Origin of the sequence: Aureimonas endophytica, assembly GCF_014642635.1 — a bacterium.
Lineage (GTDB): Bacteria > Pseudomonadota > Alphaproteobacteria > Rhizobiales > Rhizobiaceae > Plantimonas > Plantimonas endophytica.
This window is the reverse complement of record NZ_BMIQ01000002.1, coordinates 677,080-691,787: the sequence shown is the minus strand read 5'-3', so window position 1 is coordinate 691,787 and position 14,708 is coordinate 677,080. Positions and strand designations below refer to the sequence as shown.

Here is a 14,708-nt window from a genome sequence, read left to right as displayed (position 1 = left end):
AGTCCCGACAGCATATTTCCGCATTTACGGAAATCAAGCACTATTTCCGCAAATGCGGAAATGCACGCTTTTCCGATAAGCGGAAGTCGGGACCGGCGCCCTTCCGCAACAACGGAAACGGACCCTTCCGTTGTTGCGGAAGATGCGGGCGTTGCCGCTATTGCGGAAGCGCGGCCGCCGCCCGGGCCGTGAACGTCAACTTGGCGCCGACGCTGGTCACGGACATGCCGGGCGGCGGCACCGCGATCGGTCCCCAGGTCGCCAAGACGTTCCGACCCCACTGCCGCGTGCCGCCGGGACCGTCCGTCCAGAGCTGGCACGGGATCATGACGGTGAACGTGCCGCCGAAGCCGCGCATCCGGTTCGGTATCGTGGCGGAGTAGCCGTCGAGCACCATGCTCTGGCCGCCCCGGATCGCGTTCGATCCCGACTGCGTGCCGTCCGGCCGATAGAAGGCGCTGATCGGCGGCACGTCCTCGCCCTCGTTCTCGAACTCGATCCACAACGGCCCGTCACCTCGGTCGAGGTCGCAGTCGAGCAGCTTCGTGACGGCGGCATAGACGACGACGCGTTCGTTGCCGTCGATGATGCGGCGCTCGACCCGGTAGTCCGAGGGCGCGGAGTAGACCTGCGGGTCGCGGGACGCCTGCCAGACGCCGACCCCGACGATCGCCGCGGCCGCGCCGAGCGCGATCCTCATGAGGGGGGTCATTTCCGCCTCCTGTCCCGCATGCCGTCGAGGACGCCGTCGAGAGTTGCGAGCTTCACCTCGAGGCGCTGAAGGAGTTCGCGCATGGTCGTGACGTCGACGCCGGTCTGCGCCAGGCGGTCGGCCGTGGCCTTCAGCTCGGAGGCGATCCGGGCGACCTCTGCTCGGTCCTTCTGAAGGACCGTCTTCTCCGCCTCGACGAGTTTCAGGCGCTCGTCCAGGGCCGAGACCTGGCTCGTCGTCTTCTCGGCGGTGACGAAATAGTCGTAGGCCTTCTGGACGTAGCCCTGCGTCGTGCCGACCCCGGCGACGACGATCGTGCCGGTGGCGCCGAGGACGGTCACGATGCCGCCGATGGCGTCCACACGCGCCTTCAGGCTGGCGAGGAAACCGGGCGGCGGTGTGGGCGGTGGCGGCGGACCGGGCGGCGGAGGCGTAGGGGTCGTCATCCCGTCCTCCCGGTGTCCTCGGCGACGATCTTCCTGATGGCGTCGACCTTCCCGCGGCAGTCCTCGCCGGCGGCGTCCAGCTCGACGACGAACGCCGCGACGTCTGACTGCCGATCCGCCGCGCCGGGCTCCGGACGGGCGGCGCAGGTGGTCAGCGAAGCCGGGATCCTCTCGGCCAGTGGGGTGCGCACGACGGTCGCGGGACCGGCCGCGCAGCCGCCGAGGAGCGATGCCAGGAAAGCGAACGATAGTGCCTCACCGTTCCTCATCGGGCTCCCTCCCGCATGGCACGCAGGACGTCCCGGAGCACCGGCGCGGTCGGCCCGTCGCGGTCCGTGCCGACGTCGCGGGCGATCCGGATGCGCAGGTCGGCTGCCTTCCGCTCGGCCGCGACGGCGCGGGTCCGTTCGGTCTCGAGGGCGGCGACGGAGGCGGCGCGGTCCCGCGCCACCAGGGCGGTCTCGGCCCGGGCGGCGTCCCGCTCCGTCGTCCGGATGTCCAGCGTGGCCCGCATCGTCTTCAGGTCGGCGGCCGTGTCCGCGAGGCTTCTGAAGAGGTCCATCACCAGCCGATCCCGCCTGTCTGCTTCGGACGGCGCCGCACCTTCTGCGCCTTCGCCGGCTCCGTCTCGACGGGCGGGACGGGACGCGGCACGACGCGCTGGACGATGCGGAACCGGACGCCACCCGACGTCTGGTCGCCAGCCTGCCCCTCGGCCTCCCCGGACTTCCCGGGGGATGCGTCGGCCGGCGGCTCGGGCGGCGGGTCGACGGGCGCCGCGGCGGCCTCCGCCTGAGCCACCAGGGCGGCCTCGACGGCCTCCGGAGCGATCTCGTCGATCGCCTTCCTCAGTCTCGGGTTCTTGCGCACGTCCATCCTTTCCATGGCGAGGGAGTAGGCCAGGCAGTCCAGCGGCTCGGCCGTGATCTTGGGGTCGATGGGCCGCCACATGCGGACGCCCGGCCGGATCTCGACCAGGCGCTCCTGCAGGAGGCCGCGGAAGTAGTCCTCGGGCAGGTCGGCCGAGAACTCGACGCTCTCCGGACCCGGCACCGGGATCGAGAGGATGCGCCGGATGATGTCCTTGGCGGTCTGCGTGCCGACCCAGAGGTACTGCCTGCCGCTCTTGGGGCTCCTGGCGACCATCAGGTTCGCCGGGACGAGCGGCGCACGGTTGCCCGCCCGCTCCGACGAGGCGCCGCGCACGGGCACGATGCCGAGCGCCTTCGACTTCGGGAGCATGCAGAACTTCTGGGCGTCGTCCGTGCGCCAGCCGTTGTCCACGGCGCACCTCTTGATCGGCAGGCGACGGCCGTCCTCGAGCAGGATGCCCCGTTCCAGGATCTCCCAGACGATGTCGGCGCAGGCGGCCGTGAAGGGCTCGACCGGGACCTCCTCGATCTCGCCGGTGAAGCGGTCGACGACCTCCCGGAAGGCGATCACATGGTGCTTCACGACGGCGCGGCGCCGGTTCGGGCCCGTGACGTGGATGGTCATCTCGAGGCGCGGAGGACGCGTCTGGTCGTCGAGGCTGCCCTGCTGGGCGTCGATGCCCGCCCAGGCGCCGATCGCCCACGACGGACCTTCCGCCGGCGTCCCGTCGGCCAGCTTGTAGGCCACCTTCCGGGCGTCCAGCGAGGCGGGGTCTACCTCGGCCACGGGCGAGCGGGAGAACTCCTGCGCGAGCACGGTGTTGACGAACCGAGGCATCTCCCCGGCGTCGTGCTGGGCCTTCCGGTGGTCGCGGGCGATGTCCAGGAACCCGGAGCGCGGGTCGGACGAGTAGATGCCCCAGATCTCGAAGCCGGCGTGGCCCTCCTCGCCGGTGGTGGAGGTGGCGACCCATTCGCCCTTGTCCAGGAGGTCGAGCTTCTGGACCTCCTCGATGTGGCGGTCGCACTCCTGGCATTCGTACCAGGCGTCGTCCACGCGGTCGTCGGTCTCGGTCCAGCGCAGCCCGCCGCCCGTCTTCATGGAACGGCTCTCCGACCGGCGGATGTCCGGCAGCAAGGGGATCATGACCTGGCAGTGCGGGCACGGAACGTGGAACCGGCGACGGTCTGACCGGGCGAGCTCGATCGACACGACGCACTCGCCGGCGTTCGTGGGGGTCGAGCCGACGCCGAGGAGAAAGTTCGCGAACTGCTGGCCGCGGTTCCGGGCGAGACCGAGCTTCGAACCCTCGGAGTGCTTGGACAGGTCGCGCCATTCCTTGGACGAGACCTCGTCGGCGAAGACCTTGGAGCCCTTGATGGCGCGGAACGACGAGTTGTTGGACGCCGAACGCATCTGGATCGGGGCACCGTTGCGCAGGATGATGTCCGACCAGGCGTCCTGGACCCCCGCCTTCGTCCGCGGACGGAGCAGCGGGGCGAGCTTCGGACTTGCCAGGATCAGCGGCATCAGGACCTTGTCGTGGAAGTCCTGCGCGGCGCCGTCGCTGCGTTCGTAGTAGATGCACGGCTGCCCTTCGTGGAAGGCGTAGTAGAGGATCTCGAAGGCCGTCATCAGCGAGGAGCCGATGCGGACGGGCTTCTTGAAGGTCCGTTGCCGGGTGCGGTGGTCCTGTCCAGCCCGCAGGATGCCGGCCTGGAGCTTCGTGACCTCGGCCGGACCCGCCCGCTCGGACACCTCCGGCGGGATGACGACGTGGGACTCGATCCACTCGACGATGTCCATCGGCTCGTTCGGGACGAGCGCCTGCGCACCCTTCCCGAGGGCGGCCAGGAAGGCGCCCGCGCCCGTGCGGGTGAGCTCGATGCAGTCCCTGGTGAAGCCGGGATCGTCGAGGAGGCTCATTCGTCGGCGGCGTCCGCGCCCGGATCGAACGTCGACATGGCCGTGGCGATGCTCTCGGCGGCCTCCTCAAGGGACGCGGCGCAGGACCGGATGGCCTTCTTCCGCCAGACGGCCTTCCGGTCCTCGGGGAATCCGGACATCTCGCGCACCAGGCGCTCCGGGACGGCCATCACGGAGATCCGGACGATGCCGAGGCACCGCTCGAACGCCGCCTCGACGACGGGACGGGGCACCAGGTAGCCGGCGTCCTTGCCGTTCTTCATCGTCTGGCCGGCCAGCTTCGCCAGCTCGATCTTCTCCCTGGTCGTCAGGGGGCGGTCTCCCTCGGCGCCGGGGTCCGGACGGGCGAACTTCCGGCGCTCGTCCTCGCGGGCCCGGGCCTCGAGCCATTCGACGACCCGCTTCAGGTCGACGAGGACGGCCTCGCCGGTACCGCCGCGTCCCTCGACCGGCATGCCCTTGGCCATCCAGGCCGACAGGGTCTCCCGGTTGCGGCCGAGGAGGACGGCCGCCCGGCTGAGGGACACGACGCGGTCGGAGCGCTCGGCCGATTCGACCGCGTCCTCGACGGCGGCCGCGGGGTCGCGGCGACGGAGGGGGTCGCGGCGGCGGGAGGATCGGCTCACTTCGGGGCTCCGGACGGGTGTCGACCCGTCAGGTTCTGCCCGTTCCCGTCCCCGGAGTTCCCGGGGGAGCCGCCGTGGAGGCCCTGCTGGCCTGCTGGGGCCGGTTCGAAACTTCCGTAAGCACGTACGCGAGGGTCCTGCGCGAACCTCCCGCCTACGGCTGCAGCCCCTGGGGCCCCCCGGGGCCTGGCGGCCGGCGGCGGCGGCGCGGCGGCCCCGCGGCGGCAGCCCGAACCGGCAGCGGGCCCGTGGAGGTACACGGCCGCGCCCTTCCTCCCTTCAGCGGCCGTCCTCGCTCGTCTCACGGCGTGAGTGTCCGTAGCCGACGCAGCCGCCCGCACGTCGCACGTTTCCGAAATCACGTCCGATGCCGGTTCCGCGTTCCGCCCTCCAGCGGCCTTCCTGACGCGCCACGGACGGCATCGTCACGGTGGCCCGCCCGCGCCGGATCCTCCACCCCCGCCGTTACGCGCCGCGAGCGCCTCGTTCAGGCGACGTTCCATGCGCATGGGGATCGTCCTCGCTGCGGCGAGCACCGAGTCGTTCCAGGCGGGGACGAGGTAGCCGTCGGAGCGGTCGTACCGGCTGATCTTCTGCGCCAGGATGAGGAGCTTGATGTCCCTCGGCCGGCCGACCGGACGCTCGAAGAAGCCGGTCGTACGGCCGATGCGCCCGAAGAAGATCCGGCCGAACCGGAGCGGCCCCGTGTCCTGCACCGGCTTCCCGCGGGCGCGATAGTCGTCGAGCTTCTTCTGCTGGGCCGCCGCCCGCTTCATCAGGCGGGAGATCGTCTTCTGGCGGAGGTTCTGACCGTAGACCGGGTCCACCCCTTGCTCGTCCAGGTATGGATAGGCGTCCGCGACCGGGATGAAGTTCCATTCGTCGGCGGCGCCCGTGTCGCCGGCGCGCCGTTCCCGCTCGACGCCAAGGAGGTACTTCAGGTAGCGCGACTGGTTCGGCGAGACCTCGATCTTCGACGAGATCGCAGAGGCGTTCGGGTCGTACGTTCCCTTCCGCGTGACGACCGAGCCCGAGGTGCTCCCCGGCTTGATGGCCGTCCATTTCGTCGGACCGCCGTCGATGTCGGTTTCGAAGCGGCTCTTCATGCGCTTCGTCGAGGACGTGGCGACCTCGTTCAGAGTGCCCTGCATCGATCGGCCGAAGTCCACGGAGAGCTCGCGGTAGCGGCGGGCGAGATGATCGAGGTCGCGGGAGCGGATGGAGACGAGGTCGCGGGACGGCATGCAGGGCTCCGGGGCGAGGACGGCCGGCACGGTAGTCGAGCCCGTCCACGGAGATCCCCGGGGTTCAGGCGGCGAGTGGCAGGTCCTCGTCGTCGAACCACGCCTCGTCCGTCACGAACGGCGGCTCGTCGTCCTCGACGTCGGGCGCGCCGGGGACGAGCGACGGACGGCGCAGGACGTCGGTGACGGGCTCGAAGCGGAAGGAGTTCTCCTCGGGCGACACGCCGAGATCGTAGCGGCCGGCATACGACACGTCGATGCGCAGCCGAGGACCGGATCCTGAGAGCGACCGCAGGTAGGCCTCGACGACCCTTCCCGCGGCGGCCTGATCGACGACGGCGAGGACCGTCTCGGCGGCGGCGTTGACGAGATGGACGACGCACTCCCGCCGGCCGGGTTGCGACCAGGTCCAGCATGACCCACGATCGGTGTTCTGCGCGAGACCGAAGCCGACGGTCGCAGTCCAGTCGAGGTCGGGGGAGACAGCGGGACCGGCGACGGCACGGGCGGCGGCGACGGCACGGTCGTGTCGGAGCAGGTCCAGGGACGCCAGGATCGAAGATCTATTCCACGGCAGCGAGTGCGACTTGGAGCGGAAGGAGGAATGGTCGTGGGGTTCGACGTCAGGCGATCCTGTGGGGGATTCGACCAAAATGGCATATCCGGACGGATCGAGAACGGAATCGACCGTGGGAGCTTCTGCGGAGGCGTCCGAGACGGAGAGGAAGGATTCAGGAAGGGGCGGTCGGCCTTCGGCCTCGGTCCGCAGCGCCTCGCCTACGGCTCGGCGCGACGCAGCTTTCAGCTCCAGCGCCTGATCCTGGAAGGGGGAGGAAGAGAGAGAGGAAGAAGGAAGGGAAGAAGCAGGCATAAGACGTGACGTTTCCGCTGCACGCCCTTCCTGCACTGGGAATTCGTCGAAATCTTCCGTTACGGAAGAATCCTTCTTCGGGACGACCTTCTCGATCCGAATTCCCTCCACCTTAGCCCGGATCGCGACCCTGCGCATGACGTCCGCCAGGAGGTCTCCATCGGCTTCCTCGACAATGCAGCTGTCGAAGACGGGCAATGCCAACCGCTTCGCCTTCGTCATCTCTCTCAGGACCTCCGCCATCATGTCGGAATCCTTGCGCTGCAGCACCCGTCCGATGCCGGTCGAGAACATGTGCGCGATCGCTCTGTGTCGATCGGCGAGTTCGGCATAGAGCGCCGACGCTACGCGCAGGGCCTCCTCGGAGCCCGGCTCGGCCACCTTGCCCATCGCAGGCTTCCCGGCGATCGAATGCAACGCCACGTCCGGATCGCTGCAGTTGATCATCACGAGGAAGGCGACCTTCTGGAGATCGCGATCCCACCATTCGAGGTCGTAGGCGTCCTCCGGGATCGGCAGTCCCGCCATCGCGTAGAGCAGGCACGGATGCTGGCTGCCGTAGTCGTACTCGACGACGCTCCGACCGTTGATCATCATCCGGGCCCGCTCGAAGAAGGGCTTCCGCTGGTACGACAGGCCGATGCAGTAGTGCCGGCCGCCCTGCTTGATGGTCTCGTTGAAGACGCGCCGGACACAGGTGGCGTGCTCTCCGTCGACGGTCGAGGAGCGCAGGAGGTTGTTGTAGTCCTCGAGATCCACGGTCATCCGCCTCGTCTCGCCGGTCTCGCGGATCGGCATGGGCTTGCCGTCCGCGTCGCGGAGGACGAGTACGCTCTTCGGTCGGGCGGGATAGGGACGGCCGATGGCGTCGATGACGGCCTGGACCATCGCGACCAGTTCGGGCGTCGCCTTCACGGCGCTCTGCCACCCGAATCCGTACGGCACCTGCCGCCAGTTCCAGACGAGACCCTTCCTCTCCAGCCCGTCGACGCCCGAGCAGATCAGACGCTTCGTGTAGAACACGCTCTTCGGGAACTTGGCGTAGTGCTCGTCGCTGCGGGAGTAGTTCGTCCACCGGCCGAGACCCACGGCTTCGGCCCAGAGCTCGACGGCGATCATCGACTCGTTTTCGGTAAGCCCGTACCGGCGCGCCATCTCGCGCCACCAGGTCCGGACGTCCCAACGGGCCGCCATCGTGGCCTGTTCGCCCGTGAACGGGTTGCCGATCGCCGGGTCGTCGCCGAACCGGTCCTCGTCCCAGCTGTTCCTCCAGACGATCCCGTCCGGCCTGTCTTCGAAGCTCAATTCCCTACCCGATCCACGTAGGGCCGGATGGGGGATCGGGGTTGCCGCTTACGCGCCGAAACGCTATAATCGACCCATCCGAATGCCCTGTCCCTCACCGGCCAGGTTTCTGTCTGAAAAGGGCTCGCTTGCCGGCGGGCCCTTTTCGCTTTTCAGGACAGAAAATAGGCAGATCCGCCGGCCTGCGGCAAGGGCCGATTTTCCCGCTAAATACCTATCACTGTTAGGATATTCGCCTCCGGGGTCGCCGCCGGAAGCGTTATGTCGAGGTCCGTAGCGCCGATCTCGATCCCGGAATCACTTATCTCGATCTCGGCAGCGCCCCGCACACGGCGCAACCGCTTGTCCTGCATTGCGGATCGCCCGAGCGACGCCGGACGGACCCGCATCGGTCACGACGGTTCGTCGGCCGTAGCGTCCGTCGGCACGTACCTCGGTCGGCCCCGCTTCGTCTGCTGCGGGACGTGTCTCCCGGACAGGACGAGCATCGTGACCGCCATCCCGAACGGACCCGGCGGCAGGTCCTGGACCTTGCCGCTCCGGATCCTGTGCCACAACCCGGAGAGCGCCTTTCCGTCGGCGGCGGTCATCGGCAGCTTGCCCGCCCTCTTTTTCTCGACCGTGGACCGGCTCTGACCGAGGTACGACATCGTCTCTTCGGTGCTCAGACCGCATGCCGAGACGGCGTTGGCGAACCCGGAACGCATGCGGGAGGCGCGTTCGCGCTCCTCGGCCTCGAGACCCGCGAATGGGTCGTCCGTCGCCTCGGTCACCTCGTCGATCTCGTTCTCGTCCATCATCGTTCCCTCCATCACATCCGCATCCCGGAACCGAACGCAGGCTCGGGCGCGTCCTCGTCTTCGAGGGCCTCCATCACCCCGGCATCGACCAGCGCCGCGAGCTCGGCCTCCGTCACGGGCGGCAGACCCCCGACGTCCCACTCGCTCGGATTGATCTCGCACGCCGCGGTGACGGCAGCCGTCTCGAGCACGTCGTCGAACCACGCCGCGCCGGCGCCGGAGAGCGAGGCGCGAAGCCGTGCGTGCGTGTCACCGTGACCTGCCGGCGACATGCCGGTGACGTGGATGGCGACGAGGCGGACGGCGCGGCGGCGGGCTGCTTCCTCTGCGTCGGCGGTCTGGGGGGTGCTCCGGTGCAGCATCTGGGTCTCCATCGGCACGTGGGATGTGCGCCGTCTGACGCGAAAATCGGGTCCGGGGACGAAAGAGAGAAGCCGAAATACCTGCGGGAGGATCGCATGAATAAGCCGCCGTGGAGGGGATCCGCGGCGGCTGTGTGAGATGCGTTATGCGGCGGCTCGATCACTCACGGAGAATGAAGGAGTAACGGGGGTGCCGGCCTAGTTATCGTCTCACGCCGTGAGATCTCCGGAAGCCGCACTCGCACGGTATTTCGCAGCTTTTACAATGCCCTGGCATGCCTCGGAGGTGAAATACAGCACGCGCCGGCCGACCGCCCGTTTCGCCGCCTTCCTGCCGAAACCGGCATACTCCAGCCCCGCGATCGCGCTCGCCGCCAGGGCCGGTGCGACGACCTTGGCCTGCTCGGGCGGCAGCGCTTGTATATAGAGACCGATCGCCTCGACGAGCGCACGGTCGACGACGCGCATGTCCGGTTCGTCGGCGTGCGCGGCTCGATGGCGGGCGGAGTACTCGGCCTGCCGCCGGCGCTCCTCTCGAGTGCGGAATTTCGGGGGAACGCGGCCTTCCGTTAACCCTTCGTTCGTCATTCTGTGCTCCTATCCTGACCGTGAGACGTTCTCGGCACCGGCCGGCCTCGTCCCGCCGGAGATGGACCGATGACCTACAACCCGACCCGCTTCTGTCATTCGCTCGAAGGCGGGATTCAGGCCCTCGCGATGGCGGCGTTCAACGCGGCGCAGCAGGAGCGTCAGATCGACCGCAGCGCCCCGCAGGCTCTCGATCTCATGACGCGTGCCCTGCGCCGCGAGCGCTCCATCTCGAAGGCGCTCGCCGGCGAACTCGAGTGGGCGCTCGCCCGCATCGCCGAGCTCGAAGCCGCGCAGATCACGCGGCCTCGTCGTAGCGCGAACCCCCGCTGACCCGCCTCGGCAGGTGGTCGCCGACGCGTGCACGGCTCTCGACCAGCTGCCGGGCTTCGGCGATCAGATCGTCCATCTGGTCGCCGTCTGGATAGTCGCCGTTCGATTTCCTGCGATCGATGAGGATGCGGATCCACTCGATCTCGTCCGGCATGCGGTTCGCCTCCCGCAATTCCTCCGCCCGAGCCTCGTCCGCAGGCAGGAGAGGAATCGAACGGTAGCGGTCGCCGCGCAGGTGCCATTCGATCTCCTCGTCGGTCGCGTTCATGAGGAGCCCGAGGTGGAAGGCGCCCAGATCCCGCATCCAGTCCAGGACCTCGGCTTCGTCCGGCACGGCCGGATCGAACAGGGCCTTCGACACCGACCGACCTTCGGACAATTCCCTCGCCGCCATGCGGATGCGCATCGGCTCCGACCTGCGGACCTCCGCGGCAGCCTTCCGGGCTTCCCTTGCCGCCGCCATCATCTGGAGCTGCTCGGCCGGGACCTCTTCCCCGACGACGTCCTCAGCGACGTCCAGCGACTCGGTGTTTCGTGCCGGGACGAGCATCTGGATCACGTGCCGGACCCCGTTCACGACGATTTCCACAGGCAGAAATACGATCCTCGCGACGGAGGACAGGATCTTGGCGAGGGCTGCACGCATGGGACTTCCTTTCTTCGGTTCATGACCGGAACATAGGACGGAGTAAAGAAAGTTTTCCCGAAGTCCTTTTTCAGCGCGTCTGGAATCCTTCGAAATTCGAACGATCTATATCCTTCTCGTTGAAAGGATTTGATTTCTCGATCCGAGCGCGAACGATAAGAAGTTATCTTTCGAGTTGCTCGGCATACTTACCATGCCTATCTTTCCCCGAAACGATTGTTTCGGGGAAAGATGGACAGGCGGTTCAGCCCGACGTGGACGGAAGAAGAGAAGACGAAGCTGCGCGACATGCTGCGCGTCGGCCGCACGGTGCGCGACGCCGCCGAGGCGCTCGGCCGCCCCGTCACGGGCGTCCAGACGATGGCCTCCCGGCTCGGCGTGGCCTCATGGGACAGCATCCTCGCGCCGACCCGCGAGCGCATGCGGGATCTGGCCGCGGAGGGTTGGGCGTCGAGCCGCATCGCCCGGCGCCTGCAGGTCCCCGTCGAGGCCGTCGACTTCTATACCGGGCGGATTCCGTCGTGAGCGGGCGGTGGACCGACGTAGAGGACGAGCACCTCTACGCACTCGCCTGCGACGGCGTCCGTCACGACCGGATCGGCGCTCTGCTCGGACGCTCCCCATCCGCGGTGCAATGGCGCGCCCGGCTGCTCGGCGCCTCGAGCCGTCGCCGCCGCTGGACGAGAAGGGACGACGCCGTCCTCCGCTCCTTCCGATCCGCCGGCCGCTCCGTCGAGGACATCGCCGCAGCGATGGGACGCACGCCGGGCGCGATCCAGGTCCGGATGTCGCGGCTCGGTATCTTCCTTCCGTCCTCTCTTTCCTCCGCCGTCGGCATGGTCCGGGGCGCAACCGAACAGGAGACCGCATGACCAATCTCGAATTCGTCCGCGACAAGCTCGTCGAGATCGCCGAACTCGGCGAGCGCGATACCGCGACGCCGGAAAAGCTGGCCTTTGAAGCCCTCGCCGTCCTCGAACCCTACCTCGAGCGCCGTCGCCAGTCCGCCTCGAGGCTCCTGGTCGGGATCGACGAATCCTGCATCACCCGGTGCGACGAGGTCAGCGAAGGGGCGTACCAGCTCCGGGCCCGGCTCGGCATCATGGAGGTCGCGGAGTTCCATCTCGGAGATCCCGAGACCGAGACGGACGCGACGATCCGGAAGAACGTGCGCGCTGCGATCTTGGATTCGCTGCGCGTCGAGATCGTCCGCAACCGCGTCGCCGAGGCCTCCGACCGCGATCTCCTCGACGCGCTCGATGCGGCCGAACGGGGCGGCGACGACGAAGTCGGCGAAATCCTCGTCGCGGCCCACGACCGCGGTCTCCGGCTTTTGTCGTGACCGAGAAATCCTGCTGTCTGAAAGCACGCATCTCGGCCCTTTCGACGCCCGACCAGGCTCTCGTCGAGCGCTTCGTGGTCACCCTGGAAGGCCGGAAAAAGCCGATGCCGCGCCCGAGCCTGCAGGAACGGATCGAAGCGGCTCGCCGCCGCCAGGCGGAAGACTGACGTTCCGATCGACAGCGGCCGATTCTTAAATCAGGTAGGCAGGTCGACGAGGTCTAAGCCGGTCGCTTTGGCGAGGACATTCCTCGCTTGCCCGATCAGCTGAGGCCGGACCCGCAGCTGGCTCGCGAGGTCGATCACGTCTTCCTCGCGGGCCAGGATGAAGTCGAGAAGGCTGACGAAGAAGCTCGGGTCAGCCGCCGCTGCACGGACGCCGTCCGCTTGGAGGCCCGAGAGATCGAGGAATCGGTTCATCAGGTCGTCGTGGCTTGCGACGAACATCAGAGCCTGGATCCCGATCTCGTCCGCGTCGAGTACGGGGTCGCGGTCCCGGATCATCGCCGGTCGATGCCCCGACGCACGTAGCCCGCCGAGAGCCTGGCGTCGTACGCCTGCATCAGGTTTTTCTGCCCGAGGATCAGGCTCTGGATCGCGACGCGGGGATCGCCTCCTGCCGTCGCGAGGGCAGCGTCGACGGCCGCGTCCAGATCATCGGTAAGTGGTAGGTCGACGAATCGATCGGGCAGTCTCGACATTGAGGTCATCCTCTGAAGCGTTGCGCCGAGAGTGACCCGAGACCGATCCAGAGTCGAGGATTTGTTCCTGTTTCGTTCTTTTCTGTGGATAAGTCGGCATGTGTGGAGGGCGAGACTTTGGCGGTGGGCGGCTCCATTAACCGAACCGCAGTGACGATCGCAGTCCGAGCTTGAAGGTCCTAGGTTCGGGGCATAGCTTCTTGGCAAGCGGCGATCGAGGAAGGGTCGTCGTATGAAAAGAAGGCGATAGAGGCCGACGCGAGATCCCGCTGCCATGGATGGCGTGCGAGGAAATACGGAATGGCCGCGGGCGAAGGAAGCCGGCGGCCATTTCACCTTCAGGCTCCGACGCCGAACATCCGCCCGATTACCTCATGCGAAAGAGACGCGGCCTCCCGTCGGTGGTGGGAATGGTTAGCGTTTCGATCTACAGTGTCGATCAACGAGTCCCATACTGGAATTAGCGTTTGTCACCGCGTCCCGATGCTCCCTCACCAGCGGACGATCTGCTCGGTTTTGCCGACGGTCGGAGGTTCGCTACGATCATGGCGGACCCGCCGTGGCAGTTCATGAACCGCACCGGCAAGGTCGCGCCTGAGCACAAGCGTCTCTCGCGCTACGGTACGATGGACCTGCCGTCGATCAAGGAACTGCCGGTCTCCAAGGTCGCGGCGCCCACGTCCCACCTCTACCTGTGGGTTCCTAACGCCCTTCTGCCGGAGGGCATCGAAGTGCTCCGAGCGTGGGGCTTCACCTACAAGGCCAACATCGTCTGGCACAAGGTGCGCAAGGACGGCGGATCGGATGGTCGCGGAGTCGGATTCTACTTCAGGAACGTCACCGAACTGATCCTCTTCGGGACTCGCGGGAAGAACGCCCGAACCCTGCCGCCGGGCCGATCGCAGGTGAACTACATCTCGAGCCGGAAGCGGGAACACAGCCGGAAGCCGGACGAGCAGTATCCTCTCATCGAGTCCTGCTCGCCGGGTCCGTACCTGGAGATGTTCGGCCGCGGCGTCCGGACCGGCTGGTCGACATGGGGCAACCAGGCCGACGACACCTACGAACCGACCTGGAAGACGTACGGCCACAACTCGGCGACGGACCGCATCGCCGCGGAATGATCACGCGGCGGAGGTGATGCCTTCCGCCTCCAGTTTCTCCTCGGCAGCGGCGATATCGTCCATGTCCAGCTTCTCGCCGAAGGTGACGATCGACGACGGCAGACCGATCAGGACTAGGGGACACGGATTGCCAACGCCTCGGTGGACCCGGTCCTCCAGCTTCGACCAGTGCGTCGTCGCGGCTCCGTACTTGTCTGCGACGAAGAGCGCGGACCATGCTTCGGCGAAATCCACGCCCGACGCCCTCATCCTCGTCTCGACGCCCCGTTGCTGCCGGGGCGTGGGGACAAGTCCGATAGCCCTTAGATCGTCGTTCGAGGCGATGCCCCGCTCGCGGGCGAAGCGCAGCACCATCGCCTTCATCTCGTCCTGCATCGACCGACCCCGAGTGACGATCATGCCGACCGAGATCGCTCCGTCCGCGTGCAGGCGCTTGAAGTTCTCGAGATCCCTGTCGAAGAACGGGTCCTTATTGTTCCACTCGATCTCGAGAGCCACGACGCCCGCGTCGAACGTCTTCACGTGATCGATTTCGTGGGAGATCGCCTCGCGGGCGACCCCGTTGATCCTCTTCTCGACCGTAAAGTTCAATTTGCGCCAGCCGAGGTCGGCCAATGCACGTCGAAGCCGCTGCGTGCCCTGCGTCTCGCCGCCGCCGCCCCCGATGATCTCCTGGATCGGGATGGACAGGCCGCCGATCGCCGTCTCGATGTCGGCGACCGCATCGGGGAAGTCGACGCTGAGGATCGCCTTCGCATGCGAGTGGATCTCGACCTGGAAGCCCCGATCGATCAGACTGTCGAACATGAT

Annotated in this window: 21 protein-coding genes; 6 read left to right on the top strand and 15 right to left on the bottom strand. The window is 67.4% G+C overall.

What is annotated here, in order from left to right; all coding sequences use genetic code 11:
• Positions 1-157: 157 nt before the first annotated feature.
• The 11 genes from IEY14_RS09545 to IEY14_RS09495 all read right to left on the bottom strand — a co-directional run bounded on the left by IEY14_RS09545 (position 158) and on the right by IEY14_RS09495 (position 9,753).
• Complete coding sequence (locus tag IEY14_RS09545; RefSeq protein ID WP_188907971.1) at positions 158-712, bottom strand: hypothetical protein; 555 nt, start codon at positions 710-712, stop codon at positions 158-160.
• Positions 709-1,158 carry a hypothetical protein gene (locus tag IEY14_RS09540; protein ID WP_188907970.1) on the bottom strand — a complete coding sequence of 150 codons (450 nt, stop codon included), beginning with the start codon at positions 1,156-1,158 and terminating at the stop codon, positions 709-711. The genes IEY14_RS09545 and IEY14_RS09540 overlap by 4 nt, the downstream gene beginning before the upstream one ends.
• Positions 1,155-1,427 (bottom strand): Rz1-like lysis system protein LysC, encoded by a 273-nt coding sequence (locus IEY14_RS09535; protein ID WP_188907969.1) that lies wholly within the window; start codon positions 1,425-1,427, stop codon positions 1,155-1,157. Before IEY14_RS09535 ends, IEY14_RS09540 begins: the two co-directional genes overlap by 4 nt.
• Entirely contained in the window at positions 1,424-1,720 is a 297-nt protein-coding gene (locus tag IEY14_RS09530) for a hypothetical protein (RefSeq protein WP_188907968.1), read from the bottom strand. The genes IEY14_RS09535 and IEY14_RS09530 overlap by 4 nt, the downstream gene beginning before the upstream one ends.
• Positions 1,720-3,957 (bottom strand): terminase gpA endonuclease subunit, encoded by a 2,238-nt coding sequence (locus IEY14_RS09525; RefSeq protein ID WP_188907967.1) that lies wholly within the window; start codon positions 3,955-3,957, stop codon positions 1,720-1,722. The genes IEY14_RS09530 and IEY14_RS09525 overlap by 1 nt, the downstream gene beginning before the upstream one ends.
• Positions 3,954-4,484, bottom strand: a complete 531-nt coding sequence (locus IEY14_RS09520) for a terminase small subunit (protein ID WP_188907966.1) — start codon at positions 4,482-4,484, stop codon at positions 3,954-3,956. The genes IEY14_RS09525 and IEY14_RS09520 overlap by 4 nt, the downstream gene beginning before the upstream one ends.
• Positions 4,485-5,008: 524 nt before the next feature.
• Positions 5,009-5,827, bottom strand: coding sequence for a hypothetical protein (locus tag IEY14_RS09515; RefSeq protein WP_188907965.1), 819 nt, complete (start codon positions 5,825-5,827; stop codon positions 5,009-5,011).
• Positions 5,828-5,891: 64 nt separating this feature from the next.
• Positions 5,892-8,003 carry a hypothetical protein gene (locus IEY14_RS09510; RefSeq protein ID WP_188907964.1) on the bottom strand — a complete coding sequence of 704 codons (2,112 nt, stop codon included), beginning with the start codon at positions 8,001-8,003 and terminating at the stop codon, positions 5,892-5,894.
• Positions 8,004-8,395: 392 nt separating this feature from the next.
• On the bottom strand, positions 8,396-8,803 hold the full coding sequence (locus IEY14_RS09505) for a hypothetical protein (RefSeq protein ID WP_188907963.1): 408 nt from the start codon (positions 8,801-8,803) through the stop codon (positions 8,396-8,398).
• 11 nt (positions 8,804-8,814) lie between these two features.
• Complete coding sequence (locus tag IEY14_RS09500) at positions 8,815-9,165, bottom strand: hypothetical protein (RefSeq protein ID WP_188907962.1); 351 nt, start codon at positions 9,163-9,165, stop codon at positions 8,815-8,817.
• Between the two features lie 210 nt (positions 9,166-9,375).
• The gene (locus IEY14_RS09495) at positions 9,376-9,753 is read right to left on the bottom strand and encodes a hypothetical protein (RefSeq protein ID WP_188907961.1); all 378 of its coding nucleotides are present in this window, start codon (positions 9,751-9,753) and stop codon (positions 9,376-9,378) included.
• A 69-nt stretch (positions 9,754-9,822) separates the two neighbouring features.
• Between IEY14_RS09495 and IEY14_RS09490 the strand changes: the two genes are divergently transcribed.
• Positions 9,823-10,086, top strand: coding sequence for a hypothetical protein (locus IEY14_RS09490; protein WP_188907960.1), 264 nt, complete (start codon positions 9,823-9,825; stop codon positions 10,084-10,086).
• On the opposite strand, the gene IEY14_RS09485 is transcribed toward IEY14_RS09490, so the two are convergent.
• Complete coding sequence (locus tag IEY14_RS09485; RefSeq protein WP_188907959.1) at positions 10,052-10,732, bottom strand: hypothetical protein; 681 nt, start codon at positions 10,730-10,732, stop codon at positions 10,052-10,054. The genes IEY14_RS09490 and IEY14_RS09485 overlap by 35 nt on opposite strands.
• Positions 10,733-11,020: 288 nt before the next feature.
• On the opposite strand from IEY14_RS09485, the gene IEY14_RS09480 reads away from it, so the two are divergent.
• Genes IEY14_RS09480 through IEY14_RS09470 form a run of 4 tightly spaced genes read left to right on the top strand, consistent with a single transcriptional unit; the run spans position 11,021 to position 12,241 of the window.
• Positions 11,021-11,257 carry a hypothetical protein gene (locus tag IEY14_RS09480; RefSeq protein WP_210318327.1) on the top strand — a complete coding sequence of 79 codons (237 nt, stop codon included), beginning with the start codon at positions 11,021-11,023 and terminating at the stop codon, positions 11,255-11,257.
• Positions 11,254-11,604, top strand: a complete 351-nt coding sequence (locus IEY14_RS25755; RefSeq protein ID WP_210318325.1) for a hypothetical protein — start codon at positions 11,254-11,256, stop codon at positions 11,602-11,604. Before IEY14_RS09480 ends, IEY14_RS25755 begins: the two co-directional genes overlap by 4 nt.
• Positions 11,601-12,074 carry a hypothetical protein gene (locus IEY14_RS09475; protein ID WP_188907957.1) on the top strand — a complete coding sequence of 158 codons (474 nt, stop codon included), beginning with the start codon at positions 11,601-11,603 and terminating at the stop codon, positions 12,072-12,074. Before IEY14_RS25755 ends, IEY14_RS09475 begins: the two co-directional genes overlap by 4 nt.
• Positions 12,071-12,241: a hypothetical protein gene (locus IEY14_RS09470; protein WP_188907956.1), complete on the top strand. Its 171-nt coding sequence runs from the start codon at positions 12,071-12,073 to the stop codon at positions 12,239-12,241. Before IEY14_RS09475 ends, IEY14_RS09470 begins: the two co-directional genes overlap by 4 nt.
• A 30-nt stretch (positions 12,242-12,271) precedes the next feature.
• On the opposite strand, the gene IEY14_RS09465 is transcribed toward IEY14_RS09470, so the two are convergent.
• Together IEY14_RS09465 and IEY14_RS09460 are read right to left on the bottom strand one after the other, a co-directional pair.
• On the bottom strand, positions 12,272-12,577 hold the full coding sequence (locus IEY14_RS09465; protein ID WP_188907955.1) for a DUF3572 family protein: 306 nt from the start codon (positions 12,575-12,577) through the stop codon (positions 12,272-12,274).
• Positions 12,574-12,774, bottom strand: a complete 201-nt coding sequence (locus IEY14_RS09460; RefSeq protein ID WP_188907954.1) for a hypothetical protein — start codon at positions 12,772-12,774, stop codon at positions 12,574-12,576. Before IEY14_RS09460 ends, IEY14_RS09465 begins: the two co-directional genes overlap by 4 nt.
• 545 nt (positions 12,775-13,319) lie before the next feature.
• On the opposite strand from IEY14_RS09460, the gene IEY14_RS09455 reads away from it, so the two are divergent.
• Complete coding sequence (locus tag IEY14_RS09455) at positions 13,320-13,898, top strand: MT-A70 family methyltransferase (protein ID WP_188907953.1); 579 nt, start codon at positions 13,320-13,322, stop codon at positions 13,896-13,898.
• Here the strand turns inward: IEY14_RS09455 and IEY14_RS09450 are convergent, their stop codons facing one another.
• The gene (locus tag IEY14_RS09450) at positions 13,899-14,705 is read right to left on the bottom strand and encodes a BglII/BstYI family type II restriction endonuclease (RefSeq protein WP_188907952.1); all 807 of its coding nucleotides are present in this window, start codon (positions 14,703-14,705) and stop codon (positions 13,899-13,901) included.
• Between the last annotated feature and the right edge of the window lie 3 nt (positions 14,706-14,708).